Annotated in this window: 13 protein-coding genes; 9 read left to right on the top strand and 4 right to left on the bottom strand. The window is 74.0% G+C overall.

The annotated features are described in order from the left end of the window. Nucleotide 1 precedes the first annotated feature (1 nt). Together ASG76_RS05295 and ASG76_RS05290 are read left to right on the top strand one after the other, a co-directional pair. Entirely contained in the window at nt 2-325 is a 324-nt protein-coding gene (locus ASG76_RS05295) for a putative quinol monooxygenase (RefSeq protein ID WP_056600880.1), read from the top strand. A gap of 75 nt (nt 326-400) precedes the next feature. Then, a complete protein-coding gene (locus tag ASG76_RS05290; RefSeq protein WP_056600878.1) occupies nt 401-1264 on the top strand; it encodes a universal stress protein in 864 nt (287 codons plus the stop codon). A 22-nt stretch (nt 1265-1286) separates the two neighbouring features. Here the strand turns inward: ASG76_RS05290 and ASG76_RS05285 are convergent, their stop codons facing one another. Beyond that, entirely contained in the window at nt 1287-2264 is a 978-nt protein-coding gene (locus tag ASG76_RS05285) for a zinc-binding dehydrogenase (RefSeq protein WP_056600876.1), read from the bottom strand. Between the two features lie 108 nt (nt 2265-2372). On the opposite strand from ASG76_RS05285, the gene ASG76_RS05280 reads away from it, so the two are divergent. From ASG76_RS05280 to ASG76_RS05265, 4 genes are all read left to right on the top strand, one after another. After that, nucleotides 2373-2741 (top strand): DUF2256 and DUF3253 domain-containing protein, encoded by a 369-nt coding sequence (locus tag ASG76_RS05280; RefSeq protein WP_056600874.1) that lies wholly within the window; start codon nt 2373-2375, stop codon nt 2739-2741. Between the two features lie 236 nt (nt 2742-2977). Next, the gene (locus ASG76_RS05275; RefSeq protein WP_056600872.1) at nt 2978-4492 is read left to right on the top strand and encodes a DUF3375 domain-containing protein; all 1515 of its coding nucleotides are present in this window, start codon (nt 2978-2980) and stop codon (nt 4490-4492) included. Next, nucleotides 4489-5280: a DUF4194 domain-containing protein gene (locus tag ASG76_RS05270; RefSeq protein WP_056600871.1), complete on the top strand. Its 792-nt coding sequence runs from the start codon at nt 4489-4491 to the stop codon at nt 5278-5280. The genes ASG76_RS05275 and ASG76_RS05270 overlap by 4 nt, the downstream gene beginning before the upstream one ends. Next, the gene (locus ASG76_RS05265) at nt 5277-8723 is read left to right on the top strand and encodes an ATP-binding protein (protein ID WP_056600869.1); all 3447 of its coding nucleotides are present in this window, start codon (nt 5277-5279) and stop codon (nt 8721-8723) included. The genes ASG76_RS05270 and ASG76_RS05265 overlap by 4 nt, the downstream gene beginning before the upstream one ends. Before the next feature lie 140 nt (nt 8724-8863). On the opposite strand, the gene ASG76_RS05260 is transcribed toward ASG76_RS05265, so the two are convergent. Further along, a complete protein-coding gene (locus ASG76_RS05260) occupies nt 8864-9157 on the bottom strand; it encodes a hypothetical protein (protein WP_056600867.1) in 294 nt (97 codons plus the stop codon). Nucleotides 9158-9234: 77 nt separating this feature from the next. Between ASG76_RS05260 and ASG76_RS05255 the strand changes: the two genes are divergently transcribed. The 3 genes from ASG76_RS05255 (at nt 9235) to ASG76_RS05245 (ending at nt 13877) form a co-directional block, all read left to right on the top strand. Next, nucleotides 9235-11229 carry an ATP-binding protein gene (locus ASG76_RS05255; protein ID WP_056600865.1) on the top strand — a complete coding sequence of 665 codons (1995 nt, stop codon included), beginning with the start codon at nt 9235-9237 and terminating at the stop codon, nt 11227-11229. Further along, on the top strand, nt 11226-12839 hold the full coding sequence (locus ASG76_RS05250; protein WP_056600863.1) for an amidohydrolase: 1614 nt from the start codon (nt 11226-11228) through the stop codon (nt 12837-12839). Before ASG76_RS05255 ends, ASG76_RS05250 begins: the two co-directional genes overlap by 4 nt. 99 nt (nt 12840-12938) lie before the next feature. Beyond that, nucleotides 12939-13877, top strand: coding sequence for a universal stress protein (locus tag ASG76_RS05245; RefSeq protein ID WP_056600861.1), 939 nt, complete (start codon nt 12939-12941; stop codon nt 13875-13877). A 26-nt stretch (nt 13878-13903) separates the two neighbouring features. Here the strand turns inward: ASG76_RS05245 and ASG76_RS05240 are convergent, their stop codons facing one another. Both ASG76_RS05240 and ASG76_RS05235 read right to left on the bottom strand, forming a co-directional pair. Next, the gene (locus tag ASG76_RS05240; protein WP_056600859.1) at nt 13904-15007 is read right to left on the bottom strand and encodes an alcohol dehydrogenase catalytic domain-containing protein; all 1104 of its coding nucleotides are present in this window, start codon (nt 15005-15007) and stop codon (nt 13904-13906) included. 44 nt (nt 15008-15051) lie between these two features. After that, the gene (locus ASG76_RS05235; protein WP_056600857.1) at nt 15052-16617 is read right to left on the bottom strand and encodes a peptide chain release factor 3; all 1566 of its coding nucleotides are present in this window, start codon (nt 16615-16617) and stop codon (nt 15052-15054) included. Nucleotides 16618-16667: the final 50 nt, after the last annotated feature.

Below are 16667 nucleotides of genomic sequence, written 5' to 3'. Positions count from 1 at the left end.
CTTGATCTTCATCACCGCCAAGTTCGCCGTCCGTCCCGAGCACGCCGACGCATGGCCGGAGATCTCGCGCGCCTTCACCGAGGCGACCCGCGCCGAGGAGGGCTGCCTGTGGTTCGACTGGTCGCGCAGCCTCGACGACCCGAACGAGTACGTGTTGGTGGAGGCGTTCCGCGACGGAGACGCCGGCGGCGCCCACGTCTCGTCGGAGCACTTCAAGGCCGCGCAGGCCGAGCTCCCGCCCTACCTCGCCGCGACGCCGAGGATCGTCAGCCAGAGCGTCGAGCAGGACGACTGGTCCGAGCTGGGCGAGATGGCGGTCGACTGACGCGGGCCGCTGGGCCCCGTCGGCCCGGGACCAATGCCCCTGACCGTCCGGCCCGGTCGGCGCAAGGCTTGAGCCATGACGACGACACGGTCCCACCTGCCCATCCTCGTTGCCTACGACGGCTCGCACGACGCGCACCTGGCGCTGACCTGGGCCGCCGAGGAGTCCGTCCGCACCGGCGTGCCGGTGCGCGTGCTGTCGGTCAACGAGCTGCTGCCGCCCACGTGGGGCGGCGTCTCGGGGATGATCGTGGTCTCCGACACCTGGGTGGTGGACTCCAGCGAGCTGCTCGAGCAGGCCGAGAAGACCCTGGCAGATGCCGGGGTGGGGAGCGCGAGCAGCGAGCAGCGCTCCGGCAACGTCGTCGACGAGCTGCTCCGCGCGGCCGAGGACGCCTCGGTGCTCGTGGTCGGCAGTCGCGGTCACGGCGCCGCCGGTGAGGTGCTGCTCGGCTCGGTGAGCCACCACCTCGCCCGCCACGCGAGCTGTCCCGTCGTCGTGGTGCGCGAGCCGCACGACCCCGGGGCACGCCGGATCGTGGTCGGCATCGACGGCTCGCCCACGAGCATGGCCGCGCTCGACTACGCCGTACGCCGCGCGGAGGCGACCGGCGAGACGGTCGTCGCGCTGCACGCGTGGCACGTGCGTGCGCCGTCGACCGACGTGTGGAACGCCCAGCCGCGCGACCTGTCGACCGAGAACCGCGAGCTGCTGCTGGCCGAGAGCCTCGCCGGGATCCGCACCGACCACCCCGACGTACGCCTCGAGCACGAGGTCGTCGCCGTGGCACCCCAGAAGTGCCTGGTGGACGCCTCTGCCGGCGCGTCGCTGCTGGTCGTCGGATCGCGCGGGCTGGGCTACTTCCGCGGCCTCATGCTCGGCTCGGTCAGCCAGGCCGTGCTGCACCGCGCCGAGTGCCCGGTGGCCGTGGTCCGCTGACCGCGGCCACCGTTGCCCTGGCTCAGGGGCGCAGCAGGACCTTGCCGCGCCGCCCGGGCTCGCCGTTGGCGCGCGCCGCCTCGGCGATCTCGTCGAGGGAGTAGACCTTCTCGACCGGCAGGGTCAGCGCGCCCGAGGCGATGCCGCTGACCAGCTCGCCCATGAGCGCGGCGCGCTTCTCGCCCGACATCGCGCCGAAGACCTTGCTGCCCCAGAAGCCCTTGATGACGGCCTGCTTGAAGATCACGTCGCCCGAGGAGATCTCCAGGGTGGGCGAGGCCATCGCCCCGAAGACCACGAGCACGCCGTCCTCAGCGAGCAGCGACACCACGTCGCCCGCGGCGCTGCCGCCGACCGAGTCGACGCCCGCCACCACCGGGGCGTCGCCGACGATCGCCTTCGCCTGGTCGCGCCAGCCGTCGTCGTCGGTGGCGACGATGCGGTCGATGCCCTCCTCGCGGAGCTCCGCGACGCCCGCGGAGCGGCGTACGAGCCCGAGGACGTGCACGCCGCGGGCCTTGGCGAGCTGGGCGACGAGGCGACCGACGGCGCCGTTGGCGGCGTTCTGCACGATCCAGTCGCCCTCGGAGACCTCGAGGAAGTCGAGCAGCGCGATCGCGCTGAAGGGCATCGAGACCAGCTGCGAGGCGGCCTCGTCGCTCATGCCGTCGGGCACCGGGACGAGCGCCGCGGCCGGGGCCACGATGAGCTCGGCCCACGCGCCGAACGTGCCGCCGCTGGCGACGCGCTGGCCCACGGCCAGGCCCTCGACGCCCTCGCCGAGCGCCTCGACGACGCCGACGGCCTCGGTGCCGGCACGGGCGGGCATCTCGGGCTTGAAGCCATAGCTCCCGCGCACGGTCCACAGGTCGTGGTTGTGGATGGGGGAGAGCAGGACGCGCACGAGCACCTGGCCGGGACCGGGCTGGGGGTCGGGGACCTCGGTGACCGAGAGGACCTCGGACGGGTCGCCGAACTGGGGCTGGACGAGTGCGCGCATGGGTGCTGCCTTCCGGTTGCGGTGTGGTGACTTCTCCCGGCTCCAACCGGCGAGCGCCTCCGGCTATGCCGCGACCGCGCGTCTTGAGGGTGAGGTCACACTGGAGCGATGACGCCCGAGCCGAAGACCTGCCAGTCGTGCGGGCGCACCATCGAGTGGCGCAAGAAGTGGGAGCGCGACTGGGACCAGGTGCGCTACTGCTCGACGTCGTGCCGCAAGCGGGGCGTCTCCGACGTCGACCAGCGCCTCGAGGCCGCGATCACCGACCTGCTCGCCCAGCGGGCCCGCTCGGCCACCATCTGCCCCTCCGACGCCGCCCGGCTGGTCGGCGACGAGGACACCTGGCGCGACCTGATGGAGCCCGCGCGCCGTGCCGCCCGTCGCCTCGTCGACCGCGGCGAGGTGGAGATCACCCAGGCCGGGCACGTGGTGGATCCCTCGACCGCGAAGGGGCCGATCCGGATCCGAGGGGTGTGAGGCTGGGGCTGTCGCCCGCCCTGTCGCCCGCCCTGTCGCCCGCCCCCGTCGCGATCCCCGGATATCCGGGGAATCTGGAGCCTCCACCCCGAAGCTTCGGGGGTGAGGCTCCAGCTTCGATCCGGAACCCCGGCGCCCGTACGCCGCCCGCGGCACCCTGTGCCCGCCGCTGTCCGTCGGCTCTGGGATGCTGTCGCGTCGCGACGCGGGTCGGACGGGCACCAGGAGGTGAGCAGATGAGCGAGATCGCCGGCGAGCTGGCGCGGGTCAAGGGGGCCTTCGCGCAGCCGACTCTCACCCTGCTCCACCAGCGGCAGGCGCCCGTGGTCATCACGATCTTCCGCGCCGCCTTCGGACGCAACAACCGCCCGATCCCCACCGCGCGCCTCCACACGCAGGTCGAGGAGCACCTCGCCGGCATCCGCGCCGCGGGGGAGACCGACCTGCCGACGGGCACCGGGCGCGACATCTGCCAGCGGTGGATGCGCGGGCAGTGGCTGGTGCGCTCGCTCGACGAGCAGGGCCACGAGGTCTACACGCTGACCTCCCACGCGCAGCAGGCGCTCGAGCTGGTGAAGAACCTCAGCCGCGACCGGGCCACGCTCAGCGAGCACCGCATCGCCACGATCCTCGGCACCGTACGCCGCTTCAACTCCGAGGCGAACCCCGACCGCACCTCGCGCGTGAGCATCCTCAACGAGGAGATCGCGCGGCTGCGCGCGGAGCGTGACCGCCTCGTCGACGGCGCGGAGATGGTGGGTGCCACCGAGGACTACATGCACGAGGGCTTCACCGAGCTGCTGTCGCTGATCTCCGCGCTGCCCAGCGACTTCGCCCGGGTGGAGGAGCGCTTCGGAGCGATCCGCGGCGAGATCCTGGCGGCGTTCCGCGCCGAGGACCGCCCGGCCGGGGAGGTGATCGACGCGTACCTCGCGCGCGCCGACGCGCTGATGACCGCCACCCACGAGGGCCGCGCCTTCGAGGGTGCCTTCGCGCTGCTGCGCGACGACGCGATGGTCACCCAGCTGCGCGACGACCTCACCGCGCTGCTCGAGCACCCGCTCTCCGACCGGCTGCTCAGCGACGCCGACCGCGCCGAGCTGCGCGGCACCGTGAGCCTGGTGCGCGAGGGCCTGGACCGGGTGCTGTCGCAGCGCTCGCGGGTCACCGCGACGCTCAAGGAGTACATCGTCTCCCACGACGCCGTGCGCGACCGCGAGCTCGAGCAGACGCTGCGCCAGGTCGAGTCCGAGCTCATGACGTGGATGGCCACGACGGGTCCCCGCGCGGTGCACGCCGTCCCGCTGCTGCCGGCCCGCGCGTCGGTGGAGCACCTGCGCGAGCGCTTCCACGACCCGGCCGACGACGTGCTGCCCGAGCGGATCAGGCCCGCCGACCCCGCCGACGCGCCCCCGGTCTCGCTCGACGAGCTCATCGCGCACGGCGGCCCGCAGCTCGACGCGCTGCGCCAGCGGCTCGACGCCACGCGCACGGACCTCGCGCCCGCGCAGTCCCTCGGCGAGCTCTTCGACTCACTCGAGCCGTCGCTGCGGCGCCCCGTGGAGATCTTCGGCCTGCTCCACCTCGCCGCCGACCTCGCCCGCGAGGACGGCGTACGAACCCCGTCGGACGAGCCCACCGAGTCCTACGTCGCCGTGCGCCACGACGGCAGTCGCCGCATCTTCGCCGTGCCCCGCGTGGCGCTGCCCGACCCCGACCTCGACCCCCAGCAGCAGGAGGCCCGCGCATGAGCGTGGACACCGACCTCGACCTCGCGCCCGACCTCGACGAGGACCCCGACGAGCAGGAGGACCTCGCCTCGGTCTCGCTCTGGGAGGGCGACGAGGGCGGCCTCGAGCACGCCCAGCGGCACGCGCTGGTCACCCTGCTCAAGCAGCGCTTCATCAGCGCGCGCACCCACCCTCGCGACTGGCGCGTGCTGGTCGAGCACGAGCGCGTCATCCGCGGCCGGCTCAACGACCTGTTCCTCGACCTGCTCCTCGACCGCTCCCGCGAGGTGGCTTGGAAGCGGCAGGCGACGTCGGAGACCGGGAGCCGCTTCCCCACCCTGCTCTACGACGCGGCCTGGACGCGCGAGGAGACGCTCGTGCTGGTGCACCTGCGCGACAGGCTGCGCGCCGGCCTTGCCGGTGGCGACTCGCGCGTCTACGTCGACCGCGACGACGTCGTCGACTACATCGAGAGCTTCCGTCCCGCCCACGCCACCGACGAGGCGGGTGACGAGAAGCGCGCTCGCAACGCGGTGACCAGCATCGTCAAGGCAGGCCTCCTGATCGGCGCACCGGGCGACGAGCGCTACGAGATCAGCGAGGCCGTCGAGCCGCTGCTGCCGCTCGAGCTGCTCCAGGAGCTGCTCGAGGCGCTGCGCCGGGCCAACGGCGGCGAGCCGGAGGCGGCACCCGAGGGCGACCTCTTCGCCGAGGGGCCCGAGGGAGTCGACGCGGACGACGACGAGGCAGAGGCGGCGTACGACGCCGACGCACCGGTCGCCGGGCAGCACGGACAGGGGCAGGCATGAGCATCGACGAGGCGCGTCCCGAGACCGGCGCCGAGGGGCTCTTCTCCGAGCACAGCGTCGCGACGCCGGCCGACGACACGATGCAGTGGCGTGCCGCCCTGCTCCAGCTGGTCAACTGGGGTGGCTTCGGCGGCCTGACCACCGTGGCGCTGCGCGGTGACGCGACGATGATCTCCGGGGCCTCGGGCGTCGGCAAGAGCACGATCCTCGACGCCTACACCGCGCTGATGATGCCGTCGGACACCAAGTTCAACGGCGCCTCCAACGACGCCGTCGCCGGCCGCGCGCGCAGCCTGGGCCAGCGCAACCTGCTGTCCTACCTGCGGGGTGCCGTCGACGTCATCGACGACCCCCGCACCGGCCGTCCGGTCGAGCAGCTGCTCCGCGGACGCGGCAGCGACACGTGGGGCGCGGTGGCGATGACGTTCGTCAACGACCGCGGCGGTCAGTTCACCGTGCTGCGCACCTACTACGTGCCGCGTCGCGCGACCCGCTCCGGGGAGGTGCAGATGCAGCTCGTCACCCACGACGGACCGCTGCCGCTCGACACCCTCGAGGTGGCGGTCGCCGAGCGCTTCCACGCCAACACCCTCAAGAAGCTCTATCCAGGCGTGCGGGTGCACCGGACGTACGCCGAGTTCGCCGCCGTGCTGCACGCCCGCCTCGGCATCGGCGCCAACGGCGACGGCGCGAAGGCGCTGCGGCTGCTGGCGCGGATCCAGTCGGGCAACCAGGTCCGCAGCGTCGACGAGCTCTACAAGGAGATGGTGCTCGAGCGACCGGCGACCTACGCCGCGGCCGACCGGGCCATCGAGCACTTCGACGACCTCGACGCCGCGCACGCCGCCATGCGCACCGAGCAGCACAAGCTCGAGCTCCTCGAGCCGATCACCGGCGTCCACGAGCGCAAGGTGCAGGCCGCGAAGCGCCTCGCCGAGCTCGACTCCTTCGGCGTCACCCGCACGGGCGACACCCCGCTGCGCACGTGGCTGCTGCAGGAGCACCTGCGCCTGATCTCCGCCGCGGTGACGACCAACCGCGCCGACCGTGCGGCCACCGCCGACGCGCTCGCCGCGACCACCGCGGCCGAGCGCGCGCTGGTGGCCGACGTCGACACCGCGCAGGAGGCCCACCGCGCCGCGGGCGGGTCGAGCCTCCAGTCGCTCGCGCTGTCGCTCGAGCAGGAGAAGGTGGTCCGCGACGACCGCGCGAGCCGGCGTACGGTCCTGCACGAGCGCCTGCTGCCCCTCATCGACGTCTCCGACGCGAGCGCGCCCGACGTGGACTCCGCGCTGATGTCGGCCGAGTCGTTCGCCGTGCTCCAGATGCACGCGCGGCAGTGGCTCGCGGGGTGGGAGCGCGAGCAGGAGCGGATCAAGCGCGAGCGCGACGGCGCCCGCGACCGGCGCTACCCGCTCAGCCACCGCCAGGCCGAGCTGCGCCGCGAGCGCGGCTCGCTGGAGAGCCACAAGGGCCGGGTCGGTGCCCGCATGCACGAGCTGCGCGCCGAGGTGGCGCGGGCGTCCGGGCTGGGCGAGGACGAGCTGCCCTACGTCGCCGAGCTGGTCGACCTCGCGCCGGAGGAGTCGCGCTGGCGCACCGCCGTCGAGACGGTGCTCGGGGCCAGCGCGCGCACGATGCTGGTGCCGCTGGACCGGCTCGACCACTTCTCCCGCTCCATCGACGGCCTGCACCTGCGCGGCCGTCTGGTCTTCGAGGGCGTCGAGCTCGACCTGCCCGACCTCGGACCCGCCGACCCCGAACGGGTCGCCGGCAAGCTGCTCTTCAAGGACTCGCCGTTCTCCGGCTGGGTGCAGGCGCACGTCGCCGAGCCCGCCCGCAACGCACTCTGTGTCGAGGACGCCGCCGACCTCGACGGTGGCAGCTTCCGCGTCACCCTCGCCGGCCAGACGCGCAACGGTCGCCGGGGTGCGCACGGCCGCGGCGACTCCCGCAACATCATTGGCTTCTCCAACACCGAGGCGCTCGACGAGATCGACGCCGAGCTCGCCTCGATCTCCTCCGACCTCGACGCCATCGACGCCGAGGTCAGCGAGCTCGACCGGCGCTCGGCCGTGCTCGAGCACCAGCGCGCGGCGTACGACGCGGTGGCGGTCGCCCGCTTCGACGACCTCGACGTCGACGCCAGCGAGCGGCGCCTGGCCGACCTCGAGGCGCGACGCAGCGAGATCCTCGGTGCCGACGACCAGCTGCAGGTGCTGGAGCGCCAGATCGAGGACCTCACCGGTCGGCTCGAGTCGACGCGCCGGGTGCGCTTCGGCCTGGAGGAGCGCCAGCGCGAGCTCAACGAGCGGCACGGCCGCCTCGTCGACGACGAGGACCTCGTCAACGACCGCCTGGAGGCGGCCGGCCCGCTCGCGCTGACCGACGAGCAGCAGGCGGCGCTCGCCGAGGACTTCCGCTCCGCGGCCGCCCCGGGCGACCCCGACGACCTCGAGCGCTTCACCGAGACCTCGCAGCGCCTCGCCGAGCGGCTGCGCGAGGCCGTCGGCGACGCCGAGGACGAGCTGCGCCGCGCCGACGACGAGCTGGCGGCGACGTTCCGCGCCTACAAGCTGCAGTGGGAGTCGCCCAACCTGGGCGCCACCGCCGACTCCTACGGCGACTACGCCCGCATCCTCGAGGAGATCCGCGGCACCGGCCTGGCGGGCCGGCGCGCGGAGTGGCGCCGCCGCCTGACCGAGTGGAGCGGGCAGGACCTGGTGCCGCTGCTCGGCGCGATGGCGGCCTCGGTGGAGGACATCGAGGACCGCCTCGAGCCGATCAACGCGATCCTGCGCCGGCTGGAGTTCGGCGGCGCCGGCGACCGGCTCCGGATCCGGCTGCGCCGCCTCTCGCCCGCGCACGTGCAGGTGTTCCTGCGCGACCTGCGCGCGCTCACCGCCCGCTCTGCGCCCGACGCCGACGAGGCCGACCTCGAGCAGCGCTTCGCCGAGCTCAGCCGCTTCATGGAGCAGCTGCGCAGGCCCCAGGGCGGCGACGCGACCGGCACGACGAGCGAGCGCGACCGCCTGCTCGACGTACGTCGTCACGTCGAGGTCAGTGCCGAGCGCTACGACTCGCTGACCGGCGAGCTGCGCGCGACCTACCGCACGCTGGGGGAGAAGAGCGGCGGCGAGAGCCAGGAGCTGGTGGCGTTCATCGTCGGCTCCGCGCTGCGCTTCCGCCTCGGCGACGAGATGCGCTCGCGTCCGCGCTTCGCGCCGGTCTTCCTCGACGAGGGCTTCGTCAAGGCCGACTCCGAGTTCGCCGGGCGCGCGGTGCGGGCCTGGAAGGGCCTCGGCTTCCAGCTCGTCATCGGCGTGCCGCTCGACAAGGTCACCGGGCTCGAGCCGCACATGGACGAGCTGCTGGCGATCACGAAGAACAGCACCACCCACCAGTCGTGGATCACCTCGATCACCGATGCGGGGGCGCGGTAGGGGGGTCGGCGTCTGTCGTCTGACCTCGCCCGGAGTCACCGGATATCCGGGGAGTCTCCTGGTTGTCACCCGAGATCTGGTGTGACAACCAGGAAAGTCACCGGATATCCGGGGACTTCGTCGGGTGGACGGCCGCCCCGCTACTCCTCGAAGAGCCGGTCCTCGGCCTCGGCGGAGGTGACCTCGAGCCGCAGCGCCATCACCTGCTCGGGGCCCACGCCGAGCCGGGACAGGATGACCTGCACCTGCGGCAGCACCCAGGCGTGGGACTGCACGGCGACGCGTCCGGCCTCGGTGGCCACGCGGATCCACACGACGGGCGCGCCGTCGCGGTCGGGGAGCCAGTGGGCCTCGAGCACGCCGGCGGGTGCGAGCGAGGCGACGATCGGCAGCATCGCGGCGTCCGCGGCGCGCCTGAGCTGGTCGTCGGCCACGCCGCCAGCCTAGGACCGGGTCACTGACTTCGCGTTCAATCGCATGCGCCGGGCCCGCGCGGCCCTAGGTTGGTCCCATGACGCCCGCCACGGTCGTCGGGGGCGACGCACACGACACGGGGTCCGGTCTGCGACCCCTGCACGCGGTGGCATTCGCGGCGGCGTACGTCCTGCTCGTGATGGTCGGACGCGCGACGGTGCTGCCCGGCGGGTCGGCGAGCCTGGTCTGGCCGGCCGCGGGCGTCGCCGTGCTCTGGCTCCTCGCCGAGAGCCCTGACCGCCAGGTCCGGGTCCTGGCGCAGGTCGGCGGGCTGCTCGCGGTCGTGCTGCTGCTCGACGGCGCGGACCCGGTCCTGGTGGCGATCGGGGCTGCCGGGGTGGTGCTGCAGGCCTGGCTGACGGTCGTCCTGCTGAGGCGGTGGTGCCCCACGCTGATGGGAGCCGGCGGGCAGGCGAGCGTGCACACGTTCGGGATCCTGGCGGCCGGCACCGGGGTCGTGCTGCTCGCCTGCCTCGCGGGTGCCGTGGTGCTGACGCTGGGGCTCTGGGTGGGCGGCAACCTCGACCTCGAGTCGGCGCTCCTCGTGTGGGGCCGGCAGGTGGCCGGCACCCTGGCCGTCGGCAGCGTCGGCCACCTCGGGTGGGAGTGGCTGCGTGGACGCTCCGGGACCCGCACCGCCGGCGGCGACCGCACCGAGCTGGTCGTCTTCTGGCTAGTGTCGACCGCCGTCCTGGTCGTCGTCTTCGTCCAGCCGCTCCCGCTGGTCTTCCTCGTCGTGCCCCTCAGCGTGTGGGGCGCGTCCCGCTTCACCACCTTCACCGCCGCGCTCCATGCCTGCGCGCTCGGCACCGTCGCGCTGGCGCTCACCATCGCCGACGTCGGCCCGCTGGCAGAGCTCGACGACCGCTACGTGCGGTCGATGATCACGCAGGTCTTCCTGCTGACCCTGCTCCTCACCGCCCTGGCGGTCGGCACGCTCAGCGATCGCGTGGACGAGCTCGTGGCAGCGCTCACCTCGGCCCAGGCGCGCTCGGACGCCCAGGCCGAGCTGCTCTCGGGCATGACCGAGAGCATGGGCGAGGGCCTGGTCGTCCTCGACACCTCGGGCCGGGTCACCACCCACAACGCTGCTGCCCTGCGGCTCGCGCGACGGCACGCGCCCGGCGACGAGGCGGTGGCCCTGGCCTGCCTCGTCGAGGTCGCGGAGCGGGTGCCGCGACCGGGGGAGTGGCGGCGTCCCGAGCTCGGGCCCGGCGACGTGCTGGTGCCGCTCCCCGACGGGACCGAGATGGTGCTGGCCGTGACCGCGCGACCACTGGGGGCGGGCGACCTCGGCCGGCTGCTCGTGCTGCGCGACGTGACCGAGCACCGGTCCGGCTTCCGGCCGCTGGTGGAGTTCGCCGCGACGGCCGCCCACGACCTGCGCGGGCCGCTGACGACGATGCGCAGCTGGCTCTCGCTGGTCGACCACGACCTCGCGGGGAGCGGCGAGGAGGAGCTCCGCGAGACGGTGGGCCGCGTCGACCGGTCGGTCGTGCACATGAGCGAGCTCATCGACGACCTGCTGGCCCAGGCGGCCGCCGAGGGAGGCCGCCTCCAGCCGTCGGACGTCTCGCTGTCGGGCCCCCACGGCGTCCTGGCCGACGTCGCCGAGCTGACCGGCCTCGCCGACGGGCTCACCTTCGCCGACGACCTGCCGGCCGTGCACGCCGACCCCGGCGCCGTACGACAGCTGCTCGCCAACGTGGTGGGCAACGGCGCCAAGTACACCCTCCCTGGCGTCGCGCCCGAGGTCGTGGTGAGCGCCCGGCCGCGCGGCGACCGGGTCGTCGTCGAGGTGCGCGACCACGGCATCGGCGTCCCCGCGGAGGACCGCGAGCGCATCTTCGACCGGTTCCGGCGCAGCGACGCGGTGCAGGCGACGTACGCCGGCACGGGCCTGGGGCTGTCGCTGTGCCGCACCATCGTCGAGCGTCACGGTGGCCGGATCGAGTGCGTGGCGCCGGACGACGGACCGGGGTCGGTCTTCCGGTTCGACCTGCCGGCCGCCGCGGTGGGTGAGCCGCGGTGAGCACCACCGTCTTCCGCGACGCCGCGCTGTTCGACGGCCTCCGGCACCGAGGTCGCGTCGGTGACGTGGTGGTCACCGACGGCCGCATCGCCGCGATCGGCGCCGGCGACGTCCCCGCAGGAGCCGAGGTCGTGGACGTCGCAGGCGGGCTGCTCCTGCCCGGCTTCACCGACGCGCACGTCCACCCGGTGCAGGGCGGCCTCGAGCGTCTCGGCTGCGACCTGAGCGGGCTCCCGGTCGACGCCGGCGCCTACGTGCGCCACGTCGCCGAGCACGCCCGCACGCACCCGGGCACGGACTGGCTGCAGGGGGGCGGCTGGGCGATGGCGGCCTTCCCGGGTGGGCTGCCCACCGCCGCAGCGCTGGACGAGGTCGTGCCCGACCGGCCGGTCGCCCTCGCCAACCGCGACCACCACGGGATGTGGCTCAACTCCCGCGCGCTCCACCTCGCCGGCATCACTGCCGGCACCCCCGACCCGCGCGACGGGCGGATCGAGCGCGACCCCGCCGGCCGGCCGACCGGCGTGCTGCACGAGGGGGCCATGCAGCTGGTCGTCGACGTGCTGCCGCCCGCCGACGACGCGCAGATGCGCGCCGCGCTCCTCGAGGGCCAGCGCCACCTGCACTCCCTCGGCATCACCGGCTGGCAGGACGCGATCGTCGGTGCCTACTCCGGCATGCGTGACCCCGGACCCACCTATGCCCGGGCGGCCGCCGCCGGCGAGCTGACGGGCACCGTGGTGGGCGCGCTCTGGTGGGATCGCGACCGGGGCCTGGAGCAGGTCGACGACCTCGTCGCACGGCGTCAGGAGTGGTCGGGCGGCCGGTTCTCGGCGACGGCGGTCAAGATCATGCAGGACGGCGTCATCGAGAACGGCACCGCTGCCCTGGTCGAGCCCTACGTCGACCGGTGCGGCCACGCCACCCACAGCTCGGGGCTGTCGTTCGTCGAGCCCGACAGCCTGCGTCGTGCCGTGCACGCGCTCGACGCAGCGGGCTTCCAGGTCCACTTCCACGGCCTCGGCGACCGGGCGGTGCGCGAGGCGCTGGACGCGCTCGAGGGCACCCGTCCCGAGCGGCGCCACCACGTGGCCCACCTCCAGCTGGTGCACCCCGACGACGTGCCGCGCTTCGCGGCGCTCGGCGTCGCGGCCAACATCCAGGCGCTGTGGGCCTGCCACGACGAGCAGATGACCGAGCTGACCATCCCGTTCCTCGGCCCCGAGCGCTCGGCGCGCCAGTATCCCTTCGCCGACCTCCACGCCGCCGGCGCACGGCTGGTCGCCGGCAGCGACTGGCCGGTCAGCACCCCGGACCCGCTGGCCGCGATCCACACCGCGGTGCACCGTACGTCGTGGGGCGAGCCCGGGCCCGCGGGGACCGAGCCCCTCGGTCCGCACCAGGCGCTGGCCGCCGAGGTGGCCTTCGCGGCGTACACCAGCGGCTCGGCGTGGGTGAACCACCGCGACGACGCCGGTGTGGTCGCCCCCGGTGCCGTGGCCGACCTCGTGGTGCTGGACCGCGACCCGTTCCTCGTGCCCGAGGAGATCGGCGCCGCCCGGGTGCGGTCGACCTGGGTCGCCGGCACCTGCGTGCACGCCGCTCGGTGAGGGCCCCTCGCGCGATCGGTGGGACCTGTGGCCCTGTTGTGGGCGGCGTGGGAGGACGAGTCTGGAGGTGAGGACCAGAGCGACCCAGGAGGGACGACCATGGACACCACCACCCAGGACGCCGTCGTCGTCGGTGTCACCGGACCGGGACGCGAGACCGCGGCCCTGCGCTTCGCCGTGGAGGTCGCGCGCCGCGACGGACTCGAGATCGTGCTGGTGCACGCCTTCCGCACGGCGCTGACCGGGCCTCCGCCGAGCGCGCTGCTCACCACCGCCGAGACCGCCGACATGGCGCACTGGGTGGTCAAGGAGGTCGAGGAGGAGCTCGCGTCGATGACGGACGGGGAGGTGCGCCACCGCGGCCTCGCGATCGCCGGGACGCCCGCGCGCGCGCTCGCCGACCTCAGCAGGGGAGCGCGTCTCGTCGTCGTGCAGCACCGCGCCCTCCACACCATGCGACGCCTCTTCGTCGGCTCGACCGCCAACGGCGTGGCCGCCCACGCCGAGTGCCCCGTCGTCTCGGTCCCGGCGGGCTGGCTGCCCGGTGACGGGCCCGACCCCGGCGAGGTCGTCGTGGGCGTGCACGAGCGCGGCCTGCCACGACCGGCGCTCGCCGCGGGCTTCGCCTGGGCGGCCGCGACCGGCGCGCCCCTGCGCGTGGTCCACGCGTGGCGCCTCGACGCGGTCTACGACGACATCATCACCGACCGCGTAGCGGCGCAGTGGCGCGAGGAGCAACGCAAGGTCCTCGACGCCGCGGTGCAGGGCATGCGTGGCCACTACCCCGGCGTCACCGTGATCATCGAGGTCCGGCACCAGTGGCCCACCGAGGTGCTGGTCGACGACTCCCGGGTCGCCTCGCTCGTCGTGGTCGGCCGGCACGGCCCGCACGGGTGGGAGCCCCAGCACCTCGGCTCCCTGGCCCGCACCGTGCTGCGCGAGTCGAAGTGTCCGGTCTTGGTCGTGCCCGTACGCCGCCACGAGGAGGCCGCGGAGGACTGGGAGCTCCTCGCCGACGAGGTGTCGCCGCAGCTGTAGCGCGCGGGCAGGCGGTGCCCGAGGACTCAGAGCTCGATGACCTGCCGGATGGCCGTGCCCGCCGCGAGCTCGTCCATCGCACGGTTGACCTCGTCGAGACCGAGGCGCGAGGAGACCAGCGCCTCCACCGGCAGGCGTCCCTCGCGCCACCACTGCGCGAAGACCGGCACGTCGCGCGTCGGGACGGCGGACCCGAGGTAGCTGCCGATCACGGTGCGCGCCTCGGCGACCAGCAGGAGCGGGGAGACCGAGGCGAGCGCCTCGGGCGGCGGCAGGCCGACGGTGACCGTGCGACCGCCGGGCGCCGTGGCGGCGAGCGCGGCCTCGAAGGCGCGGGCGTTGCCGGCCGCCTCGACGACGACGTCGCAGCGGGTGCCGCTCGAGGCGAGCTCGGCCGGGTCGAGGACGGAGGTCGCGCCGAGCTCGCGCGCCCGGTCGCGCTTGGCGGCGACCCCGTCGACGGCGACCACGTCGCCCGCGCCCAGCGCGACAGCGGTGAGCAGCGCGGCCATGCCCACACCGCCGAGGCCGACGACCATCACGCTCTGACCCGGCTCGGGCGGGGCGGCGTTGACCAGGGCGCCACCGCCGGTCAGCACGGCGCAGCCCAGCAGCGCGGCGACGTCGGGAGGGACGTCGTCGGCGACGGCGACGACCGAGCGGACGTCGACGACGGCATGGGTCGCGAACGCCGAGACTCCGAGGTGGTGGTGGACCGGGGCACCGTCGCGGCTGAGCCGGCGGCCGCCGCCGAGCAGCTCGCCGGCGGCGTTGCTCGCCGACCCCGGCACGCACGGCATGCGCCCGCCGGTCGCGCACCCGGCGCACTGCCCGCAGCGCGGGAGGAACGTCATGACCACGCGCTGGCCGACCGCGAGGTCGGTGACGCCCGGGCCGAGGACGCTCACGCGTCCGCTCGCCTCGTGGCCGAGCAGCATCGGCACCGGGCGGGCGCGGTTGCCGTCGACGACCGAGAGGTCGGAGTGGCACACCCCCGCTGCCTCGATCTCGACCAGCACCTCGCCGGGACCGGGGGGCGCCAGCTCGAGCTCCCCGACGGTGAGCGGTCGGGTCCGCGACCACGGGCCGGGTCGTCCGAGCTCCTCCAGCACTGCTCCGGTGATCCTCACGCCGTCACCATCTCACGAGCCTTCGCGCGCGAGGTCGTACGTCGTCAGGCGCCGCCGGCCGGCAGGGCCTCGAGCATGAGGTCGGGGTTGTCTCGGGCGGTGACCATGGCGCGCCACTGGTCGACGAACAGCGCCAGGTGGGTGCCGTCGCTGCGCTGCAGCACCTCGACCCCGCGCATCCCGGCCAGCGCGGAGGCGCCGGCCGCGTCGGTGCGGCGCGCGACCTGGTAGTCGAGCCGGGAGAAGCGGATGGGGGAGTTGAACTCGTTGGTCATCCGGTCCTCGACGACCTCGAACTGCATGGGACCGACGGCCGCGAGCACGGGGTTCTGGTCGCCGCGCAGGTCCGAGCGGAGCACCTGCACCACGCCCTCCTGGTCGAGCTGCTCGATGCCGCGGCGGAACTGCTTGTAGCGACCGATGTCGCCCGCGCTGGCGGTGACGAAGTGCTCGGGCGCGAAGCTGGGGACGGGCGGGTAGGCGATCGAGTCGCCGACGTAGACCGTGTCGCCGACGCGCAGCGCCTGGGCGTTGACGAAGCCGACGATGTCGCCGGGCTCGGCGGTCTCGACCGAGGAGGTGTCGCGACCGAACACCGACTGCGCGAACTTCGTCGCGAAGGGCTTGCCGGTGCCGGCGTGGGTCACGACCATGCCGCGCTCGAAGGTGCCGGAGACGACACGGGCGTAGGCGAGGCGGTCGCGGTGGGCGTTGTTCATGCCCGACTGCACCTTGAACACGAAGGCGCTGAAGTCGTCGGAGACCTCGCGCACCGAGCCGTCGACGCCCTCGGTCGCGCTCGGGTCGGGCGCGATGTCGAGCAGCAGGTCGAGCAGCTGGGCGACGCCGAAGTTCTGCAGCGCCGAGGCGAACATCACCGGCGTGGTCTCGCCGGCCAGGAAGCGCTCCTGGTCGTGGTCGGCCTCGTCGAGCTCGAGCAGCTCGTGCTCCTCGACCGCGGTCGACCAGGCGACGGCGTCGGCCTCCTCGACCTCGTCGGCCCCCATCCGCCGCTCGGGGGCGCGGGTCGCGCCGCCCGCGGTGCGGGTGTACTTGACGAACTCGCCGGTGCGCCGGTCGAGCACGCCGCGGAAGTCGCCGGCCTCGCCGACCGGCCACGTGAGCGGGGTGGGGCGCAGCCCGATCTTCTCCTGGATGCGGTCCATCAGCTCGAGCGCGGACAGCCCGGGCCGGTCCCACTTGTTGATCACTGTCATCACCGGGATGCCACGCAGTGCGCACACCTTGAACAGCTTGAGGGTCTGCGGCTCGAGCCCCTTGCCCGCGTCGACGAGCATCACGGCGGAGTCGACGGCCGAGAGCACGCGGTAGGTGTCCTCGGAGAAGTCGCTGTGGCCGGGGGTGTCGACGAGGTTGACCACGTGGTCGCGGTAGACGAACTGCAGGGCCGCCGACGTGATCGAGATGCCGCGGGCCTTCTCCATCGCCATCCAGTCCGACACCGTCGCGCGACGGTCGCCCTTGCCGTGGACCGCTCCCGCCTCGGTGATCACCCGGGCGTGCAGGGCGAGCGCCTCGGTGAGGGTCGACTTGCCCGCGTCGGGGTGGCTGATGACGGCGAACGTACGGCGTGGGCGGGTGTCGGGCACCGGCTGAATCTACCGGCCGGAGCCGTCGTACGCCGCTTCGGCGGCCGTCG

Origin of the sequence: Nocardioides sp. Soil774, from assembly GCF_001428125.1 — a bacterium.
Lineage (GTDB): Bacteria > Actinomycetota > Actinomycetes > Propionibacteriales > Nocardioidaceae > Nocardioides.
This window is presented reverse-complemented; position numbering and strand designations above follow the sequence as displayed.

Coding starts and splice junctions, on each gene's coding strand:
- ASG76_RS05265 (WP_056600869.1), top strand. CDS start 5,277: ATGAGCATCGACGAGGCGCGTCCCGAGACCGGCGCCGAGGGGCTCTTC.
- ASG76_RS05290 (WP_056600878.1), top strand. CDS start 401: ATGACGACGACACGGTCCCACCTGCCCATCCTCGTTGCCTACGACGGC.
- ASG76_RS05255 (WP_056600865.1), top strand. CDS start 9,235: ATGACGCCCGCCACGGTCGTCGGGGGCGACGCACACGACACGGGGTCC.
- ASG76_RS05285 (WP_056600876.1), bottom strand. CDS start 2,264: ATGCGCGCACTCGTCCAGCCCCAGTTCGGCGACCCGTCCGAGGTCCTC.
- ASG76_RS05245 (WP_056600861.1), top strand. CDS start 12,939: ATGGACACCACCACCCAGGACGCCGTCGTCGTCGGTGTCACCGGACCG.
- ASG76_RS05280 (WP_056600874.1), top strand. CDS start 2,373: ATGACGCCCGAGCCGAAGACCTGCCAGTCGTGCGGGCGCACCATCGAG.
- ASG76_RS05275 (WP_056600872.1), top strand. CDS start 2,978: ATGAGCGAGATCGCCGGCGAGCTGGCGCGGGTCAAGGGGGCCTTCGCG.
- ASG76_RS05270 (WP_056600871.1), top strand. CDS start 4,489: ATGAGCGTGGACACCGACCTCGACCTCGCGCCCGACCTCGACGAGGAC.